At 35.9% G+C, this 20,326-nt stretch carries 17 protein-coding genes, 1 pseudogene and 1 other annotated feature; of the genes and pseudogenes, 2 read left to right on the top strand and 16 right to left on the bottom strand.

The annotated features are described in order from the left end of the window. Positions 1 to 184: 184 nt before the first annotated feature. The 4 genes from ppdK to JOS54_RS03000 all read right to left on the bottom strand — a co-directional run bounded on the left by ppdK (position 185) and on the right by JOS54_RS03000 (position 9,013). Positions 185 to 2,827: a pyruvate, phosphate dikinase gene (ppdK, locus tag JOS54_RS03015; protein WP_203245597.1), complete on the bottom strand. Its 2,643-nt coding sequence runs from the start codon at positions 2,825 to 2,827 to the stop codon at positions 185 to 187. A gap of 130 nt (positions 2,828 to 2,957) precedes the next feature. Continuing rightward, positions 2,958 to 5,573 (bottom strand): valine--tRNA ligase, encoded by a 2,616-nt coding sequence (locus JOS54_RS03010; protein ID WP_203245596.1) that lies wholly within the window; start codon positions 5,571 to 5,573, stop codon positions 2,958 to 2,960. Between the two features lie 34 nt (positions 5,574 to 5,607). Next, positions 5,608 to 5,801, bottom strand: a binding site (T-box leader). A gap of 129 nt (positions 5,802 to 5,930) precedes the next feature. After that, the gene (locus tag JOS54_RS03005) at positions 5,931 to 7,673 is read right to left on the bottom strand and encodes an ABC transporter ATP-binding protein (protein ID WP_203245595.1); all 1,743 of its coding nucleotides are present in this window, start codon (positions 7,671 to 7,673) and stop codon (positions 5,931 to 5,933) included. Then, on the bottom strand, positions 7,670 to 9,013 hold the full coding sequence (locus JOS54_RS03000; protein ID WP_203245594.1) for a radical SAM/SPASM domain-containing protein: 1,344 nt from the start codon (positions 9,011 to 9,013) through the stop codon (positions 7,670 to 7,672). Before JOS54_RS03000 ends, JOS54_RS03005 begins: the two co-directional genes overlap by 4 nt. A 463-nt stretch (positions 9,014 to 9,476) precedes the next feature. On the opposite strand from JOS54_RS03000, the pseudogene JOS54_RS07865 reads away from it, so the two are divergent. Next, positions 9,477 to 9,708, top strand: a pseudogene (locus JOS54_RS07865) (IS481 family transposase); the annotation flags it as partial. A 69-nt stretch (positions 9,709 to 9,777) separates the two neighbouring features. Here JOS54_RS07865 and JOS54_RS02995 read toward each other — a convergent pair. From JOS54_RS02995 to JOS54_RS02940, 12 genes are all read right to left on the bottom strand, one after another. Beyond that, on the bottom strand, positions 9,778 to 10,044 hold the full coding sequence (locus tag JOS54_RS02995) for a hypothetical protein (RefSeq protein WP_203245593.1): 267 nt from the start codon (positions 10,042 to 10,044) through the stop codon (positions 9,778 to 9,780). Beyond that, a complete protein-coding gene (gene ruvB / locus JOS54_RS02990) occupies positions 10,041 to 11,054 on the bottom strand; it encodes a Holliday junction branch migration DNA helicase RuvB (RefSeq protein WP_203245592.1) in 1,014 nt (337 codons plus the stop codon). Before ruvB ends, JOS54_RS02995 begins: the two co-directional genes overlap by 4 nt. Positions 11,055 to 11,066: 12 nt before the next feature. Then, positions 11,067 to 11,645, bottom strand: coding sequence for a Holliday junction branch migration protein RuvA (ruvA, locus tag JOS54_RS02985; RefSeq protein ID WP_203245591.1), 579 nt, complete (start codon positions 11,643 to 11,645; stop codon positions 11,067 to 11,069). A gap of 62 nt (positions 11,646 to 11,707) precedes the next feature. Next, complete coding sequence (obgE, locus tag JOS54_RS02980; protein ID WP_203245590.1) at positions 11,708 to 12,982, bottom strand: GTPase ObgE; 1,275 nt, start codon at positions 12,980 to 12,982, stop codon at positions 11,708 to 11,710. 51 nt (positions 12,983 to 13,033) lie between these two features. Next, positions 13,034 to 13,327: a 50S ribosomal protein L27 gene (gene rpmA, locus JOS54_RS02975; RefSeq protein ID WP_203245589.1), complete on the bottom strand. Its 294-nt coding sequence runs from the start codon at positions 13,325 to 13,327 to the stop codon at positions 13,034 to 13,036. Continuing rightward, the gene (locus JOS54_RS02970; protein ID WP_203245588.1) at positions 13,324 to 13,638 is read right to left on the bottom strand and encodes a ribosomal-processing cysteine protease Prp; all 315 of its coding nucleotides are present in this window, start codon (positions 13,636 to 13,638) and stop codon (positions 13,324 to 13,326) included. Before JOS54_RS02970 ends, rpmA begins: the two co-directional genes overlap by 4 nt. Then, complete coding sequence (gene rplU / locus JOS54_RS02965; protein WP_203245771.1) at positions 13,638 to 13,949, bottom strand: 50S ribosomal protein L21; 312 nt, start codon at positions 13,947 to 13,949, stop codon at positions 13,638 to 13,640. Before rplU ends, JOS54_RS02970 begins: the two co-directional genes overlap by 1 nt. Positions 13,950 to 14,154: 205 nt before the next feature. Continuing rightward, entirely contained in the window at positions 14,155 to 15,063 is a 909-nt protein-coding gene (locus JOS54_RS02960) for an NAD(P)/FAD-dependent oxidoreductase (protein WP_203245587.1), read from the bottom strand. A 79-nt stretch (positions 15,064 to 15,142) separates the two neighbouring features. Then, entirely contained in the window at positions 15,143 to 15,379 is a 237-nt protein-coding gene (locus tag JOS54_RS02955) for a hypothetical protein (protein WP_203245586.1), read from the bottom strand. Continuing rightward, the gene (gene thiI / locus JOS54_RS02950; protein ID WP_203245585.1) at positions 15,376 to 16,563 is read right to left on the bottom strand and encodes a tRNA uracil 4-sulfurtransferase ThiI; all 1,188 of its coding nucleotides are present in this window, start codon (positions 16,561 to 16,563) and stop codon (positions 15,376 to 15,378) included. Before thiI ends, JOS54_RS02955 begins: the two co-directional genes overlap by 4 nt. Continuing rightward, positions 16,550 to 17,683, bottom strand: a complete 1,134-nt coding sequence (locus JOS54_RS02945; RefSeq protein ID WP_203245584.1) for a cysteine desulfurase family protein — start codon at positions 17,681 to 17,683, stop codon at positions 16,550 to 16,552. Before JOS54_RS02945 ends, thiI begins: the two co-directional genes overlap by 14 nt. Further along, complete coding sequence (locus JOS54_RS02940; protein ID WP_203245583.1) at positions 17,676 to 19,406, bottom strand: septation ring formation regulator EzrA; 1,731 nt, start codon at positions 19,404 to 19,406, stop codon at positions 17,676 to 17,678. Before JOS54_RS02940 ends, JOS54_RS02945 begins: the two co-directional genes overlap by 8 nt. Positions 19,407 to 19,645: 239 nt before the next feature. Here JOS54_RS02940 and rpsD point away from each other — a divergent pair, with 239 nt between their 5' ends. Beyond that, positions 19,646 to 20,248, top strand: coding sequence for a 30S ribosomal protein S4 (gene rpsD, locus JOS54_RS02935; protein ID WP_203245582.1), 603 nt, complete (start codon positions 19,646 to 19,648; stop codon positions 20,246 to 20,248). Positions 20,249 to 20,326 lie beyond the last annotated feature (78 nt).

The raw sequence follows: 20,326 nt of genomic DNA, 5'->3' as shown, positions 1-20,326 counted from the left end.
TTCAAATAAAAGTTTGCTGAAATCGTCGGCTTAGACCAACTGCACATCGTGTGCTATTAGACTTCAATGTGAAGTCTTTTTTTATGTTCTTTTATTTATTGATACTCATCTGTGTATTTTATGATAAACACTGATTAAATAAAAGAAGGGAAAGTTGAAAACAACTCCCCCCTATCTTAATTATTTATTTCTTTTCAAGAATAGCAGCTTGTGCGGCGGCTAAACGAGCAATTGGGACACGATATGGTGAACAAGACACATAGGTTAAGCCAACTTTTTGGAAGAACTTAATGCTTGCCGGATCACCACCATGTTCTCCACAAACACCTAAGTGAATATCCGAGCGAGTCGAACGACCTTTATCACAAGCCATTTGGATTAATTGACCAACACCCGTTTGATCCACGTGGGCAAATGGATCAAAGTCATAGACATGCTTATCGTAGTAATCATTCAAGAACTTACCGGCATCATCTCTTGAGAAACCAAAGGTCATCTGTGTTAAGTCATTTGTTCCAAAAGAGAAGAATTCCGCTGTTTTAGCTAATTGATCGGCTGTTAGAGCGGCACGAGGAATTTCAATCATTGTACCAACCTTATACTCTTGACTAACACCAGCTTCTTTAATCACTTCATCAAATGTACTACGAATAATATTCGCAACATAATCTAATTCCTTCTTTTCACCAACCAAAGGAATCATGACTTCTGGAACCAAATGGTATTCCGGATGACGTTTATTCACTGCTAAGGTAGCTTTCATAATAGCACGTGCCTGCATGCGACCGATTTCCGGATAAGTCACATCCAAACGACAACCACGGTGACCCATCATTGGATTAAATTCATGCAAGTTTGCGGAAGCCATAACAATTTCATCCACGGTAACGCCCAAGTCTTTAGCAACCTGTTCCGCTTCTTGTGCTGTCTTAGGCAAGAATTCATGAAGAGGTGGATCCAATAGACGAATCGTTACACTTCTTCCTTCCATAGCTTCGTAAATACCTTCAAAGTCAGCCTGTTGCATAGGTTCTAATAAAGCCAACGCTTTTTCTCTTTGTTCGTTATTAGTTGAAATACATAGTTCACGAATCGCATTAATTCTTTCTTGTGAGTTAAAGAACATATGTTCCGTACGAACTAAACCAACACCTTCAGCACCAAATTCAAGGGCTTTACGAGCATCTTCTGGCGTATCCGCATTGGTACGAACCTTCATTGTACGAGTTTCATCTGCCCAAGTCATAAATGTCTTAAAGTCACCTGAAATTGTTGCAGGAACGGTTTCAATACGACCACGATATACATTACCTGTAGAGCCATCCAATGAGATAACATCCCCTGTCTTATAAGTTTCACCACCAACAATGAAGGTTTCAGCTTCTTCATTAACTTGAATAGAACCGGCACCCGATACACAACAAGTACCCATACCACGAGCTACTACCGCAGCATGTGATGTCATACCACCACGTACCGTTAAAATCCCTTGTGATACATGCATGCCTTCAATATCTTCTGGGCTTGTTTCCAAACGAACCAAGATAACCTTACGACCTAAAGAAGCCTTATTCTTCGCATCTTCAGCCGTGAAAACCACTTCACCGCAAGCGGCTCCGGGAGAAGCCGCTAAGCCTTTCGCAATAATATCTCCAGACTTAGCCTGCAAAGTCTTTTGATCGAATTGAGGATGTAATAAATCATCCAATTGCTTTGGCTCAACCATTAGAAGTGCTTGCTCTTTTGTTACAAGACCTTCTGTTTCCATATCCACAGCCACCTTTAAAGCCGCCGCGGCTGTGCGCTTTGCGTTACGTGTTTGTAACATAAATAACTTACCATGTTCAATTGTAAATTCCATATCTTGCATATCATGGTAATGTTTCTCTAAACGACCGCAAATTTCAATGAAATCATTATAAGCATTCGGAATTGTCTTCGCCAATTCTTCGATTGGTTGAGGAGTACGAATACCAGCAACTACATCTTCTCCTTGGGCATTCATTAAAAATTCACCAAATAGCTTCTTTTCGCCGGTTGCCGGGTTTCTAGTAAAGGCAACCCCAGTACCGCAATCGTTACCCATATTACCAAACACCATTTCCATCACATTGACAGCCGTACCCCAACTAGATGGAATATCATTCATACGACGATAATAAATCGCACGTTCATTATTCCAAGAACGGAAAACCGCTTCGACCGATCTTTCTAATTGAACATGCGGATCTTGAGGGAAGGTTTCATGCAAGTTTTCTTCATAGAAAACCTTGAAACGAGTTGTTAATTCCTTCATATCTTCGCCCGTTAAATCAATATCCAATTCAACACCGCGTTCTTCTTTCACTTCATCAATGATTTTTTCAAACTTCGACTTATCTAAGCCCATCACCACATCCGAGAACATTTGAATAAAACGACGATAAGAATCGTAAGCAAAACGTGTATTGCCTGATTTTTCTTCAATGACCTTCACCACTTCATCGTTAATCCCTAAATTTAAGATTGTATCCATCATCCCCGGCATTGAAGCACGAGCACCTGAACGAACCGAAACTAAAAGTGGATTTTCTTTGCTTCCTAATTTCTTACCCGTAACTTCTTCTAACCAAACAACGTTTCTCTTAATTTCATCTAAGATGGATTCATTAATTCTCTTCCCATCTTCATAATAAGCTGTACAAGCTTCTGTGGTAACCGTAAATCCTTCCGGCACCGGCATACCAAGGTTTCTCATTTCTGCTAGGTTAGCACCTTTGCCCCCTAACAAAGCACGCATGGAACCATTTCCTTCTTGGAATTGGTAGACGTATTTTTGATTTGTCATACAAGACCTCCAACTAACTAATAGAAATTTTATTATAACCGCTTACAATTCGCAATATTTAAACTTGAACTATCTTCATATTTACCAAAAAAACACCGGTTTCTTCCTAAAAGAGAGAATCACTCTCGCCTTACGCAACACTATTTTTCAACTCTTGTAAACGGGCTAAAACCACTTCGTATTGTTTTAAATACGTTTCCTGTTTTTGTTGCTCTATTTCTACCTTTTTCTTTGGTGCTTTTTGAACAAAGTTTGGATTCGATAACATAGCTTTACTACGCTTGATTTCCGCTTCTAAGCGTATCTTTTCCTTTTCTAGCTTCTCTCTTTCTTCTTTTGGATCACTTAATTCCTTCATTGCTAAAACCAAGCTGCCTTCACGAAGGGTTTCAATGGATTGTTCACCTTCAATTTCATCCACCCATTCACACTTTGTCATCGTTTGAATCATCGTCACAAAAGCAACATTCTTTTCAACCTTTTTCCCGTCCAAATCCTTTAAACAGAAATGAAGAACTGTGCTTGGTTTCAAATCATGAATTGACTTCACTTCTCTTAAACGAGAAATTGTACTTAACACTCTTTCCATCGCTTCCATATCAAATTCAGGTACTGAAAGTACGACTGGCCAAGTTTCTAATTGAATGGATTCTAAATGCTTGGGAAGATTTAAATAAAGTTCTTCTGTCACAAATGGCATGTATGGATGTAATAAACAAACAATCGCCTTTAACACATAAGCCAAAGTAGCTTCCGTCGCTAACTTAACCGCCTTATCTTCGCTTCTTAAATTCGATTTTGCTAATTCCAAATACCAGGAACAGAAATCACTCCAAACAAAACCATAAAGTTCATTACCGGCTAAACCAAATTCATATTTGTCCATATTCATGGTCACTTGTTCAATCGTCTTATTTAGCTTTGTTAAAATCCAAGTGTCAATAGAACTCAAAATCTTATTTTGTAAGCTTAAATCCTGACCTTCTTCTAAATTCATTAAAACAAAACGGGACGCATTCCAAATCTTATTGATAAAATTCCAAGCCGCTTCAACTTTTTCTGGAATATAACGCAAATCTTGTCCGGGGGTGGAATTCGTAGTTAAGAAATACCGAAGAGAATCGACACCATATTGATCAATAACTTCCATTGGATCAATTCCATTTCCTAAAGACTTCGACATCTTACGACCTTTGGCATCACGGATTAAACCATGTAACACAACATCTTTAAATGGTACTTGACCAGTGAAATGACGAGCTTGGAAAGCCATACGCGCTACCCAGAAGAAAATAATGTCATAACCAGTTCCCATCATACTAGTTGGATAATAGCGCTTAAAATCCTCTGTTTCTTCCGGCCAACCTAATGTGCTAAATGGCCACAAAGCACTTGAAAACCATGTGTCTAAGACATCTTCATCCTGAATCCAATTTTCAATGTCACTGGGTGCTTCTTCATTAACATAAAGTTCACCGGTTTCTTTATGATACCAAGCTGGAATACGATGTCCCCACCATAATTGACGTGAAATACACCAGTCCTCAATATTTTCCAACCAAGCATTAAAGGTCTTTTCAAAACGCGCTGGGTAGAAAGCCATCTTTTTTTCTTCATTAGCTTGTGTATCCAATACATCTTTAGCTAATGGTTTCATCTTGACAAACCACTGTTCACTCAAATAAGGTTCCACCACCGCATTGGTTCTTTCTGAATGACCAACCGCATGCACAAATTCCTCAATCTTAACCAAGTGACCGGTCTTTTCAATATCCGCTACCAACTGTTCCCGACATTCATAGCGATCCATACCAGCGTATTTACCTGCTTTTTCATTCATGGTTCCATCTGGATTCATGACTAAAATAGATTCTAAATGATGACGCTTACCAATCTCAAAGTCATTCGGATCATGAGCCGGTGTGCATTTCATTGCCCCCGTTCCAAATTCAATATCCACATATTCATCACCAATCACCGTAATAATATCTTGATTTGCTGGATTGACACACTTTTTACCAATTAAATGTTGGTAGCGCTCATCCTTTGGATTCACCACCACACAAACATCACCAAACATGGTTTCCGGTCGTGTCGTTGCTACGGTGAAGCTTTCCTCACTATCAACCACATCATAAGAGAAATAATACATCTTCCCTACATCATCTTGGTAAACGACTTCGATATTACTTAATGCTGTTTTCGCTTCTGGATCCCAGTTGATAATGCGCTTACCTCGGTAAATCAAGCCTTCGTTATAAAGCTGTACAAAAACACGACGAACAGCTACATTTAAGCCTTCATCCATGGTAAATCTTTCTCTTGTATAATCTAAAGATAAGCCTAATTTAGCCCATTGGTCACGAATGGTAGCAGCGTATTCTTCCTTCCAAGCCCAGGCATATTCTAGGAATTTCTCACGACCGATATCATAGCGACTAACACCTTGGTTCTTTAAACGAGCATCTACTTTTGCTTGGGTTGCAATACCGGCATGATCCATACCCGGCAGATATAAAACATCATAGCCTTGCATACGTTTATAACGAGCAATCATATCTTGAATGGTATTATCAAAAGCATGACCAATGTGTAAAATACCTGTCACATTTGGGGGTGGAATAACAATCACAAAAGGATCTTTACTCTTATCTCCAGCCGTAAAATAACCTTTTTCCAACCATTGATTGTAACGACCATCTTCTACTTGATGATGATTGTATTTTGTGTTTAATTGATTTTTCATACTTAGTCCTTTCCAAAATAAAAACGTCCTTTGCACAAAGGACGTCAAAAACAAACGTGGTACCACCTTATTTACTTCTTGTCTTCGATAACGGATTGCACCGATTTTTCTTACTAAGAGTTCAGAAAAATAGCTCAAGGACGACGACGCAAAGACTTGTGTCTTTTTCCAGCAATCAAAGACTCTCTATAACAAGCACCTTTCCTTATTTCCTATCACAGCCTTAAAAGTATTATAAGAAACTTTTGCCATGAATTCAATCATCTTTGGTTTAAATCATAGATTAACATATATAGGATATTTTTTTTCGTTTTTGGTATCACATCATTTACAAATGTACATATATAGCACATCTTTTTATTGATATCTTTTTGATTGTACACTATACATTTGGTAATATTTTCCTTTTTTATTTATCAGTTCTTGATGTTTTCCACTTTCAACAATTTTCCCATTTTCCATCACGAAAATCTTATCTAAATTTTTTATTGCCGATAGTCTATGAGCTATAATAATTGTCGTTGTTGAGATGTTTTCTATCAGACTAATCATTTTTTCTTCTTTTATTGGATCCAATGCCGAGCTTGGTTCATCAAGTAAAAGAAGACCATAATTCTTCTTTAAAACTCTAGCTAATGCTAATATTTGCTTATTTCCCTCTGATAATACAATGCCATCTTCTTCAAATTCTTTAGTCAATATTTTTTCTGTTCTTTCTTTAAAGCAGAAAAAATCTAATAGTTGATTTACATTATTTTCTTCATCTCCATTTATATCTATATAGTCTTTAATACTTATTGCGTATATCATCGGTTTTTGTGATACATATCCGATAGACTTTCTAATTGTTTGAGTAGAATATTCTTTTATATTTTTATTGTTTATATATACATATCCAGCATTTAAATCATATAGTCGTAATAAAAGTTTGATTAATGTTGACTTTCCTGCACCATTATCTCCTACTATCGCTACCTTTTCACCTTTATTCACTTCAAACTTATCAATATTAACTTTAAAACCACTTCCCGGATATTTAAAACTAATTTTCTCCATTTGAACTTCTATACTGCCTTCTATTAATTGATATCCTTCATTATTATTTTCAATGCTTGAGTCGTATTCAAAAAAGTTCTTTACTTGTTGTGCATAGCTAATTTCTTGAGAAATTTTTGCACTCCACCACCCAAATTCATTTAATGTAGATTTTAACGCATCTGATGATATTAATAATGTTGAAAAAATTGAAATATTAAACAGTTCTTTATTTATAATATTCTGAGCTATATATAGAGGAATTATAAAATTTATTCCAATTTTTGAAATTACAATAAGAGAATCTATTCCAAAAACGCTTTTTGCATATTTTTTATGTATTTTAATAGTATTTTTATATCCATCATTAAATATGCTTTCTAATTTACTATATATTCTGGATATTTTTATATCTTCAACTACTTCAGGATCAAAAAATAACCTTCTAATATAATCAATCTTTCTTCTGTGACGTACTCCATCAATATTTTTCTTTGCGGAAACTTTACTCCATACTATTTGTGCTGATGTGGCAAATAATGAAAATAGAATTACCAAAAAAATAATATAGGTTCCTTTTAAGGTTATGACAGCACCAAATAAAAATATTCTTATTATGCTACTTATACATTTAAATACATTTTCAAAGGCTTCTACAGATTTTTTAGAAAACTCTTCAGTGGTTAATTTATATGCATCTAAATAATTGGGATTATTAAAATTAGATTGATCTATTTGTAATACATTATTAAAGATATCTCTTTCAATTTTTTCAATAACCGCATTACTTTTCCAATCAAAATAAAAATCATGAATTCCTCTATTACATAAACTTAATGTTAACGATAATAATGCATATTTTATTGCTATTATAAATATTTCCATAAAAGTACTTTCAGTTTCTAAAGCTACTAATACTTTTTCTGGAATTATGACTGCAAAATATTCTGATAAAGGCAAACAAATACATGTTCCAAAAAAACATAAAATAATTAATTTTTTTGCATACTTATACCAAGGATTTATCAGAATATTAAATAATTTAATTTTTTCTTTTAAATTCATCTTGATAAATATCCTTTTAGATTAGCAATTAGGTGCTTTCTTGCAATTTTTTCACATACATTATTCGTATAAATATTATCTTCAATCCCTTTTTTAATTAACAATCTTGTATATGGACATAGTCCTCCACAAAATTTAATCATTTTACATTTTAGGCAATTTCCATTATTAACATTTTCTAGGGATAAATCATCCATATAAATTTTTTTTATTGGACTTTCTAATCTATCTCTAGTATAGATATTCCCAATCATATTATTCTTATTAAAGATATCATTCCAACATTTATATATATTTCCATCATAATCTATTGTAACGTTTAAATTATCGGTTTCTGCAGTACAAAAAGCAGTTACAACTCCACAGTCTATAAATTCTTTAATAAATCCTAATTTATTTGCTTTTTTAAAAATATTGGAATATATATCAGCATATTCTTCATGTGTGTAACTACTAATTGATCCAAAAACTCTTCCTAATGCTATAAATAAATATTTTCCTATATAGTCATGATTAAAATATTTATATAAGAAATTAATTAATTTTAAAATATTTGATGAATTATTTTTATCAATATTAATTCTGATAACAACTTCCGTTTGAAATTCTATTAACTTTTTTATATTTTCTAAAATTATTGAAAATGAATCAGTTTTATTATCGATATTTCTTCTAGCATTGTGATAATCTCTTAAACCATCTAATGTTATTTGGATATATTGTATATTTTGTTCTTTTAATTGACTTAAAAATTTTTTAGATATGGAGAAACCATTAGTGATAATTATATTTGAATAGGTAAATCCTCTTGTTTTGCTATAATTTGAAAAGTATTTATTTATTTCTATAATCCTTTCAAGTTCCAGAGATGGTTCACCACCATACCACACTATTTCCACATTTTTAATTTCGTTATCTAAACAATTATTTACATATTCTTTTAACTGTAAAAATAATTTTTCAAATTTAACTTCATCCATCGTGTTTTGATAGGTATCTCGGTTTCCATTTTCAAAGCAGTAGCTACAATGAAAATTACATTTATTAGTAATGCCTATATCAATTTTTACACTAGCTCCATTACTTATCTTTGACTTAAAATATGTATCTGCAATTTCTTTTTCTCTAGTAACTTCCTCATCTTCGCTTACAATGAAATTTTCGTTCGTTAAAATTTCAATTTCTTGCTCATCAAAAAGAGTGCAGTCATTAGTTTTCTTTGCTAGTTGATATTTATCATATGTCTGTTTATTTAATTCAATTATTGCGGAATTATAGGTATTAAATAGTATATATTTATCATTAATTCTAGTAGCTATTTGATATTTCGAAAATTTCATATATTTCCTCCCTATATACAAACAACCAGGAGTCCCTGGTTGTTTGTTATCCTCTGCACCCACCTAAATGCGAGCATGGTCCACAAACAAATATAGAATAGCAGTGGACTTTTACAACTTCGCCCTTTTTTAAAACAACCATTTGTTTCCTCCTTTCTTGCCTAAAGAACTACTAATTTAAGTATAACAAAAATTTCCCGAATTTCAATAACGAATTGAACATTATCACCTATGTAGCGTTATAATGGAAGTGAGACCAAATAAAAGAAAAACAGAGAGATATCCTATATAATTTAATTAACCAAAAATTTAAAAGAAGGAAGGATACTCTCTATGAATACAATTACACCAAAAGCCCAAAGATATTTGCCACATACTTTAGATACAAGATATCATGCCGCTAAAACTTATAGAAATGGATATTCCCTGTTCTTTATTTAGAGTATTAAGAAAGCTTGGATATTTTAAAGGTATGGCTACCAATTATTTTGGATATCAGCCCGAAATCATACAAATAGATAACGGATTTGAATTTACTCATTTTAAGGAATGATAATGAAAGATTTTATAAATGTTTATCTTTCTATAGTTACGATAATCTAAAACTTCAAATAAAAAGATATTTGTATAAATCTAATAGGCTTCCAATGCAGACTTTAAATTGGCTTAGTCCTATTGAAAAGCGAAATCTATGATTGGAACTAGCCTCCAATCATAGATTAACATATATGGGATATTTATTTTTGTTTTTGGTATCACATCATTTACAAATGTACATTTTGGTTTAAATCATAGTTTAGCCAGTTTTTAATCATTGGAATTCTTAAAATTCTCGGACAAAGATAAGCACTTAATATTAACCCAAAAATAGCTAAGAAAAGATTAAGCCATGGGCCAAAAGAAATAAACAATTCAAGAAACCAAATCAATAATGCAAATAGTGAGAAGGCAAGCACAAAGCTAAAGAAACTCGCAAATAAATAGCGTAGTTTCATCGACAACAAATACCACTTTTCCTCTTTCTTACTCATATATCAAACAAGCTCCCTTGTTGACGAATATGTAAATGTTTATAAGCTTTTTCGGTAACCATACGACCTCTGGAAGTTCGATTTACAAAACCAATTTGAATTAAATAAGGTTCATACACATCTTCAAGAGTGGTGGTTTCCTCACTAATAGCATTAGCCAAGGCGTCTAAGCCAACAGGACCACCATGGAAACGTTCGATAATACCCTTTAAATAACGAATATCCACTTCATCTAAGCCCAAATCATCCACATGAAGGCGTTGTAAAGCATCCCTAGCGACTTCATAACTTAAATAGCCATGATTTAAGACTTGAGCAAAATCACGAATTCTTCTTAAAAGACGATTTGCAATACGAGGAGTTCCCCGTGAGCGTTTTGCGATTTCGATAACCGCTTGATCTTCAATTGAGGTATCCAACACTCTAGCTGTACGCGCCACAATCTTAGCTAATTGGTCTTGGCTGTAATATTCCAGCTTAGAAGTAATACCAAAACGATCCCGCAATGGTGAACTTAAATCTCCTGCCCGTGTGGTTGCTCCAACCAATGTGAACGGTGGTAAATCCAAGCGTAAACTGCGGGCTGAACCACTATCTCCACCAATCGTTACATCCAATACAAAATCTTCCATAGCGGGATAAAGGACTTCTTCCACCACTTTTGGTAAACGATGTATTTCATCAATAAATAAGACATCCCCCGGCTTTAAAACCGATAGAATAGAAGCTAAATCACCCGCCTTTGCAATACTAGGACCACTAGTCACTTTAATTTTAGAATGCATTTCATTGGCTAAGATATGAGCCAAGGTTGTTTTACCCAAACCTGGTGGACCATACAAAAGCACATGATCTAAAGATTCTTCTCTTTCCAAGGCGGCTTGAATATAGATTCGTAAATTTTCTTTTAAGCGATCTTGACCAATGTAATCATTAAGGCCGGTTGGACGAAGACTTTCTTCTTCCTGCTCCATAGCCAAACGCTCTGCTGTTACTAAGCGATCTTCCATCCTTTTCCCCTTCTAATGCGACGCAAAGAACTTCAATCCAAAACGAATGTATTCTTCCGTTGTCATGGATGCTTGTTCTAACATCTTATTCCCTACCAAATTTAAATCTCCACCTTTATAACCAAAATTCTTTAACGCTTCTAAAGCCTCTTGAATTTCTAATGGATAATTCATAGCTTTGGTGGAAGCAGTATCAACTGCTATTAATTTTCCTTGTAAATCAAGCACAATCTGACTAGCACTCTTAGCGCCAATGCCGGGTAGCTTCTTAAGTGCCGCAACATCACCCTTTGAAATGGCGGCGGTGATTAAATCATAGCCTGACTTTTGTAATAAAGTCATCGCCGTCTTTGGTCCTAGTCCCTTCACCGATATTAAGTTTAAAAATAATGATTTTTCTTCAGCTGTCGAAAAGCCATACAAACGCATATCATTTTCCGAAACAGACATGTATGTAAAAACCTGAACTTCTTCCCCCTGATGAACTTCTAAGCAATGTGGATAATAGATTAACCATCCTATCCCTTGACGATTGATGACAATATAATCATCACCTATTTCCGTAATCACACCCTGTATAAAAGCAATCATGTCACACCTCACAAGCTCGTATCTATCATACCACAAAAAGAAAATAGCACTGTATCTCCGTGCTATTCACTATATTCCATAATGTAGGTTCCAACAATGACGGAATCACCCTGTTTCGCACCAGCTTCTTTTAAAGCTTTATCCACACCCATTTTTTGCAAAGTAAGCGCAAATTGATAGACCTCTTCCGGCTTTTCAAAGTCAACACTATCCAATAAATGATCGACTTTCGCTGAATCCAAACGGAATTTACCATTGCCCATATTCACAATCGTAAAATCAGGTTTCTTAGGTTCAAAGCGATAAACCACTTCACCCTCAGCCGTTGGTGTTTCTTTCACATCCTCTAACTTACTTTCTTCAATCAAGTGCATCACTTCATATAAAACCGCTTCTAAACCCATATGGGTAATGGTGGATACTTCATACACTTTTAAATCTGGATAAGCTTTTTTAAATTCTTCTAAATGAAGACCAGCGTATTCATCATCCATCTTATTCGCAATCACAAGCTGTGGACGTTTCTTCAATCCCTCATCGTATTGGAATAATTCTTCGTTAATAATACGATAATCATCAATTGGATTACGTAATTCACCTGACATATCCACCACATGAATTAACACTCGACAGCGTTGAATATGGCGTAGGAATTCATGACCTAAACCTTTCCCGTCTTTTGCGCCTTCAATTAAGCCCGGCATATCCGCCAGAACAAAGCCGCGACCATCCGGCAAGGAGACAACACCGATATTTGGTTCAATGGTTGTAAATGGATAGTCGGCAATATCTGGTTGCGCATTGGTGACGACGCTTAAGAAAGTACTCTTACCAACCGATGGATAACCAATTAAACCAGCGTCTGCCAATAAACGAAGCTCAGCCACAATTGTAAGGCTTTCACCAATTTCACCGGGTTGTGCAAATTCCGGAGCATCATTACGCGAAGTCGCAAAGTGCCTATTACCAAGACCGCCACGACCACCTTTTGCGATTAAAACTTTTTCCCCCGGTTCGGTTAAATCAGCCAACAAATCATGACTGGTCGCATTCCGAATCATCGTTCCTAAAGGAACTGATACAATCACATCATCGGCACTTTTACCATGCATCTTTTTCGTTAAACCAGGCATACCATTGCCTGCCTTAATAGACTTGGTGAAGCGAAGCTTCGTTAAGGTGGTTTCATTGGTGTCAACTTGGAAATAAATATCGCCCCCTTTACCACCATCACCACCAAATGGACCACCATTTGGATAATACTTTTCATGTCGCCAAGCAACCGCACCTTTACCACCATCACCGGCTTTCAAAGCTATTTTTACAACATCAATCATGCCAGCCTCCTTTCTTTAAAAAAGCCCCTGTTTTCAGGAGCCATAGTTTCATTAAGCAACTTGTGGATACACAGATACTTGCTTTTTATCACGACCTAGACGTTCGTATTTAACAATACCGGAGCAAGTGGCGAATAAAGTATCATCCCCACCACGCATAACATTCTTGCCCGGGTAAATTTTTGTACCACGTTGACGATAAATAATCGAACCGGCTGTAGCGAATTGTCCATCAGCCTTCTTAGCACCTAAACGACGACCGGCTGAGTCACGACCATTCTTTGTGGAAGATACCCCTTTCTTACTAGCAAAGAACTGAATATCTAATGTAAACTTAAGTTTCATTTGACTTTCTCCTTCTTAATTTGAATAAATCCTTGATTTTGATTACGAACTGTCTCACATTGAATATAAGCTGTTCGTAATATTGTATCTGTCACCATATCAGCATCTAAAATCTCAATATCAATTGCATTGTTACTAAGCGATAGCTTTTGTTGAGGTTTCATTTCTTCTAAAGCGTTTAATATTCCAAAAGCGATGCTGCTAATGGCAGCACAGACAAGATCCTTTCCTGGTTCATTACTATAAGCATGACCGGAGAAGTGTAAGCCGATGATATGACCATCAACTTCTTGAATCCGAATCTGAATCATTAGGCTTCAATGGATTCAACTAATAACTTTGTATAAGGTTGACGGTGACCTTGTTTACGACGAGTTGAGCCTTTCTTAGCCTTGTACTTGAAGATAATGACCTTCTTTTCTTTTCCTTGCTTTTCAATTGTGCAAGAAACCTTAGCACCATTCACATAAGGAGAACCAATCTTTGTATCAGCATCAGAAACTAAAACAACCTTGTCTAAGACAACCTTGTCCCCGGCTTCACCAGCTAACTTTTCAACAAAGATAGATTGACCAACTTCAGCCTTGATTTGCTTTCCGCCTGTTTCGATAATTGCGTACAATTTACATACCTCCATTTCTTATCTTAAGACGCGCCATTAAGGGAGCTTACGCATTTGTTATAACCCTTTTCTGTGCGGTTACCGACTACTGTAGAGGCGATAACGTAAACATAATACAGAAAATAGTGCTTCTAGTCAACCGATTCCCACTAGTCAAAAGCCCCCTTTAAGTAAAAAGAACACACTTTCATGCGTTCTTTCGACATTATTTCAAGCTTAATAAATAATGATAAGCACTGGTTGCCGCATTCGCTCCATCACTGGCGGCTGTCGTTAATTGACGAAGACTTTTCACACGACAATCCCCTGCCGCAAAGATACCGGCATGGTTGGTATTACCAAACTCATCGGCTTGAATATAACCGGCCGCATCTAAGTCCACCACATTCTTAAACACTTCATTCAAAGGAATTTGACCGATCGCAATAAATAAAGCCGACACATCCAATTGACGAATATGACCTTCCTTATCCGTTACTTCAATGGATTGTAAATAATCTTCACCGTTTAGCTTTGTAACAGTAGAATTATAGACAAATTCAACATTCTTCTTTTCCATGATGCGCTTGATTTCCGCCTGTTCAGCACGGAATTCATTACGACGATGGATTAAATAGACCTTCTCACACAAATCCGCTAAGTATTGAGCGTCTTCCAAAGCCACATTACCACCACCATTGACAGCTACGACTTTATTACGGAAGAAAGCTCCATCGCAAGTGGCACAATAGCTAATTCCTTTTCCGGTTAGTTTATCTTCATTCTTAATACCAATATGACGACGCACCAAGCCCGTTGCTAAAATAAGCGCTTTTGTTTTGTACTCATTCTTCGCTGTTTTTACAACCTTAATTTCACCTTCATCAATGACTTCCAATACTTTCTCATATTGTACCTTAGCGCCTAAATCCAAAGCCTGTTGATAAAGACCTGTCGCAAAATCAAAGCCGCTGATATGAGCAATCCCGGGATAATTTTCAATATCAGGCGTGTTCACGATTTGACCGCCATAGGTATTTCCTTCTAACACTAGGGCATTTAAACCGGCTCTTTGAGCGTAAATAGCGGCCGATAGACCAGCTGTCCCAGCTCCTACTATAATCATATCCTTCATACTTACTTCCTCTTTCCTTTCAAAATGTACCATTGTTCTTAGTATTCAACCAGTCAGATGCTCAAAAAAAAGCCTAAGATTACAATAATCTTAGAACTTTCTTATACGTTCTTTTTCTTGTGCTTGGTTCACAATTGCTTAACGTACTTAATCCGGCATAGATTTTAAGCTTTAAGTTTGTGGAATAAAAATCACACTTTTCCACTTTAATGGTTGTCTTATTGATTTCTTCTAAGAGTTTCTCTTCACTAAAGTCCTTACAGCCTTCTAAGTTAATACGAAATTCTTCTTTGATATCTTGCGTTTTACGACTCATAAGAAATCCTCCTTTTCTTCATCAGGATACACAATAGAACCAGAAGTCTTTTGCATAGCTTCTTCTAACAATTCTTGCCATGGAAATTTGTTTTCAAAGAATACTGACTTCTTAATCGTTGGTTTCGTTACTGGATTTTTGGGATTGAAAATTGTACAACAATCTTCATAAGGTAAAATAGATGTTTCATAAGTACCTAATTCACGTGCCAGCTTAATAATTTCCACTTTATCCATCGATACCAATGGTCTTAAAACCGGCATATGCACCACATCATTGATTGTTGCCATAGATTCTAAAGTTTGACTAGCCACTTGACCCAAACTTTCCCCTGTTCCAATCGCTAAACAATTATTTTCCTTTGCTAATCTTTCAGCCATGCGAAACATCATTCGACGCATCAATGTAATTGCATAGGGATCCTTAGCAGTCTTATAAATATCCAATTGTAAGTCCGTAAAAGGAACCACATGAACCTTCATTCCTCCTTGGTATTCTGAAACCATGGAAGCTAACTTTAATACTTTATTCTTAGCTGCTTCAGAGGTATATGGTGGCGAAGCAAAATGAACCGCTTCAATCTTTAAACCACGTTTGATTAATTGATAAGCCGCCACTGGCGAATCAATTCCTCCTGATAACATCATCATCACCTTACCATTGATACCGGCAGGATAGCCGCCAATACCGGCAATCTTATCATAGGTAATATATGTTTTTCCTTCATGAATTTCAACTTGAATGGCTAATTCAGGATGATGCACATCCACCTTTAAATCCGTTTCTTCTAAAATTTTAGTCGCCACTTTACGATTGATGGTATCGGAATGCTCAGGAAAATTTTTATCATGACGTTTGGTCATCATCTTAAAGCTTTTTTTATCACTTTCTTTAGCAAGTCTTAAACAAGTCGATGTAATATCTTCCATCGTTGAAGGAATTGCTTCAGTAAAAGAAAAGGATGAAATCCCAAATACCTTTTTTAATTGTGCCTTTACATATTCATGGTCAGCCCCATTTAAAGTGATATAAATGCGATCATAAGTCTTACGATAGTCTAATTGCGGAACTTTACGAAGCACATAAAGAATATTTTGGTACAAACGATTGATAAAATCCTTACGATTTTTTCCTTTGGTTGTTAATTCACCAAAACGAATTAAGACGGTATCATAATGAACCATATTGTTGAATAACCTCCTTATAGACCTTTAAAAATGTGTCTACCTCTTCTAGTGTATTATCACTATGAAAGGAAACACGAATAGAAGATAAAGCTATTTCCCTTCCCAAGCCCATAGCCATTAAAACATCGGATGGCTCTGTTGACTTAGAATCACAAGTACTCTTAGCGGAAACCATAAAGCCTTTTTGGTTTAGAGCATTTTGCATCACTTCACTTGGTATTTTAGGATAAGAAAAATTCACAATATTCGCAATGGAATTAACTGGACTATTAATATAAACACCCGTCAATGCTTCTAACCCATGCACCATTCTTTCTTTTAAAGCTTGGATATGACCAAGGTTTTTCTTTTGGTCTTCTAAGTACAAACGGAGTGTTTTGGCGAGAACTAAATCGGCTAAAGCATTTGCTGTTCCCCCTCTTAAACCAAATTCCTGCTCACCGCCATTAATCAATGGTACAAAAGGAACATGTCTCTTTTTCACTAAAAGACCCGAGCCTTTTAAGCCATTCATCTTATGGGCTGACATTGAAGCTAAATCAATATATTTCATATTCAAATCAATCTTACCAATCGCTTGTGTTAAGTCCACATGAAAATAGGCATGGGAATGTTTCTTAACGAACTCACCCACTTCTTGAATGGGTTGAATAGAACCTACTTCATTGTTTACTGCCATGACAGAAACAATCGCTGTATCTTCTCTTAATGCTTTCTTCACATCTTCCAGTAAAATCACCGATTCTTTATTGACCGGTAAATAGGTCACTTCATAGCCGAAAACATCAGCCATTTGTTTCACAGCATTACGAATAGAAGAGTGCTCAATAGAAGTGGTTAAAATATGTTTCTTTTCCTTTCCGGCAAAACACACTCCCTTAATGGCGGCACTATTGGCTTCGGAAGCACCAGAGGTAAAGATAATCTCTTGCGTTTCCACTTGCAATAAAGAAGCGATGACCGCTCTTGCTTTTTCAAGCTTCAAGTGCATCGCTACTCCCTCATCGTAAAGAGCTTCACTATTCACATAGTTTTTTTCTAATAAACTTATATAGGTTTTTAGCACTTCCGTATTTAAATTAGTGGTGCTGGCACTATCAAAATCCACCCTACGCATCTAAAGCACGACTCTTCTTCATCATTGATTCATAGCTACCCGGCACAATCTTTTCCATGGTTGAAATTGCTTTATGCAAAGCGGCTGTATATTCTCCATTACGATAATCCAACTCTTCACGGCTTAAGTCAGAATCAATATCCGCATAAGTGGAGCGGTAACGGTTTCCATAAACAATAGTATCTTCAACCATTTGTGCCGTTCCTAAGACATTACTTAATTCTCTAAATAATTTGTAAACAAAAGGAACAGCTTCTTGAAGGGTTGAATTGATTAAATCCAACTTCAATGGTTTTTCTGCTAATAAATCATTCATGCGATGGAAGTAATCGTAAGCAAGATTCACATCTTCTTCATACTTTTCAGAAATTACAGGCAACTTCGCTTTTCTTAGCTTGAGTTGCACAATGGACATCGTGACTTGTAACTTCATAAGTTGCTCTCTAGCACGAGCTTCATCACCGGTTGCGGCTTCTAAATCTTCCTTCATCACTTTAAAAGACATATAAGATTCATTTAAATCATCCATTAATTTACGCAAACTATTCAAAACATCCGTCGCTGGTGTTTGTTGGTTTTTAACGGTATCAATTACGGATGGCATGGTTTCAACAAGCTTCGTAAACTTCTCATTTTCAGTATCTAACTTAGACTTCATTTCTTCCATTCCAAAACGATCTGATACTTTTTCATATTGATCGAATACAAAGGCTGAAGTCTTTTCCACTTCATCACGCAAAGACAAAGAATCCTTCGTCAATAAATTCACTTCTTCAAAGGCTTTCCCTTCTTTTTTAACCGCTGTATCCATTTGTTTAATACGCGTCATCATGTCATCCAAATGTTCACGAACCCCATCCACTGAGCCGCTCTTCAATAAACGCAAGTTTTCTTTTAAAGATTCCGTCATCGCTTTTAAATTCGTTTCAATTTCTAAATGTTTTAAGTACACCCCGCGATTGCGTTGATGAAGGTAATCTTTTTGTAGTGTTTCAGCCAACTTAGGAATGGTGCCTTGTCCATCATGCACTAAGCTTGGCATTTGTTCTAAGCTACGGTCTAAATCTTGCATACTGATTTTAATACGAAATAACTCTTTGTTCGCTTTATCGAAATCCGCATTAAACATCCATTCTTCAAATGTACTAAACATTTTTTCTGTATCGGATAATTTCTGTTCAACCATTGGCCAGGCAAATGACAAGCGATTAGCGATTTCCATAGCCTGAGCTTTCATGGCTCGAAAGCGATTTTTAAGTGCCGTAACTTCCTGACGTTGAGCCGTTTCTTTGGCTAAGAAACCATCTAAGCTATGTTCCACTTCTTTGACATCTATTTCTAGTGTTTGTAGTTCATCACGCAAAGTCGCAATGGATTTCTTTATACCATTTAAATGATTGGTTTGGATATTTTCATCCATGATTTTCAAATTTTCTTCAAAATTATTAATAGCACTTGTTACTTTATTGAAGCGTTCACCAGCCTCTTCCACTTGTGGTTTAATTTCTTCATTCGCATTTGCGACATTGATGACTTTATTCATCTTCAAAGAGATTGGTATCATACGAACGGATTCAAAGCGTACTTTTAGTTCATTTAATTCTCTTTGAAAATGACGACCACGAATTGCCGCCCAGATTAACCACACAAAAGCAAGTACCACTACAACGGCGACAGCTATAATAAATCGGATATCCGAAATAAAACTTGTAATTTGATTCATAAAGGACCACCCTTCTAATGCCATTTTATTTTAGCATAATTTCTTTAATTGACGAGATAGACTTTGAATGCTATTATTCCTAGGTAAAACTTTGCAGCAGATAGAGTTTTTTAGTGTGCGTTTGAAGTTATTATTCCCTTAGTAACCGGCTGCTTGTGTGAAAAGGCTTATTCAAACACCCCTAGGATTGATCTATCCCTATGGCGAGTTTTCAGCCAAACAATAGGAGGAAAAATAGTATGGCACGTTACACAGGTCCTGTATGGAAGAAAGCTAGACGTTTAAGCTTTTCAATTTTAGAAACAGGGGAAGAATTAAAGAAGAGAACGTATGCTCCAGGACAACATGGTCCTACAAAGCGTATCAAATTATCTGGTTATGGAACACAGTTACGTGAGAAACAAAGAATTAGAAATATGTACGGTTTAAACGAACGTCAATTCCATAACTTATTTGTAAAAGCATCTAAGATGGATGGCATGGCTGGTGTAAACTTCTTAGTATTACTTGAAAGCCGTTTGGACAACGTTGTTTATCGTATGGGTTTTGCTCGCACGCGTAAAGCAGCTCGTCAATTAGTCAACCATGGTCATATCTTAGTAGATGGCAAAAAGTTAAATATCCCTTCTGCTTTAGTCAAACCCGGTCAAGAGATTTCCTTGAAGGAAAAGAGCTTAAACTTAGTTGTTATTAAAGAAGCTCTTGAATCTCAAATCAACCCACCGGCTTTCGTGGAAGTAGATAAAGACAATAAAAAAGGTAAGTTCGTTCGTCTTCCGGATCGCAATGAATTAAGCCAAGAAATCAACGAAGCATTAGTTGTCGAATACTACAACCGTTAATCAACATCTTAAGAAGTCACTTTGGTGACTTCTTTTTAGGTGTATAAGCACTTAAAAATACCACATAAACAAGCTTCA

Origin of the sequence: Bulleidia sp. zg-1006 (assembly GCF_016812035.1) — a bacterium.
Taxonomy (GTDB): domain Bacteria; phylum Bacillota_I; class Bacilli_A; order Erysipelotrichales; family Erysipelotrichaceae; genus Bulleidia.
This window is presented reverse-complemented; position numbering and strand designations above follow the sequence as displayed.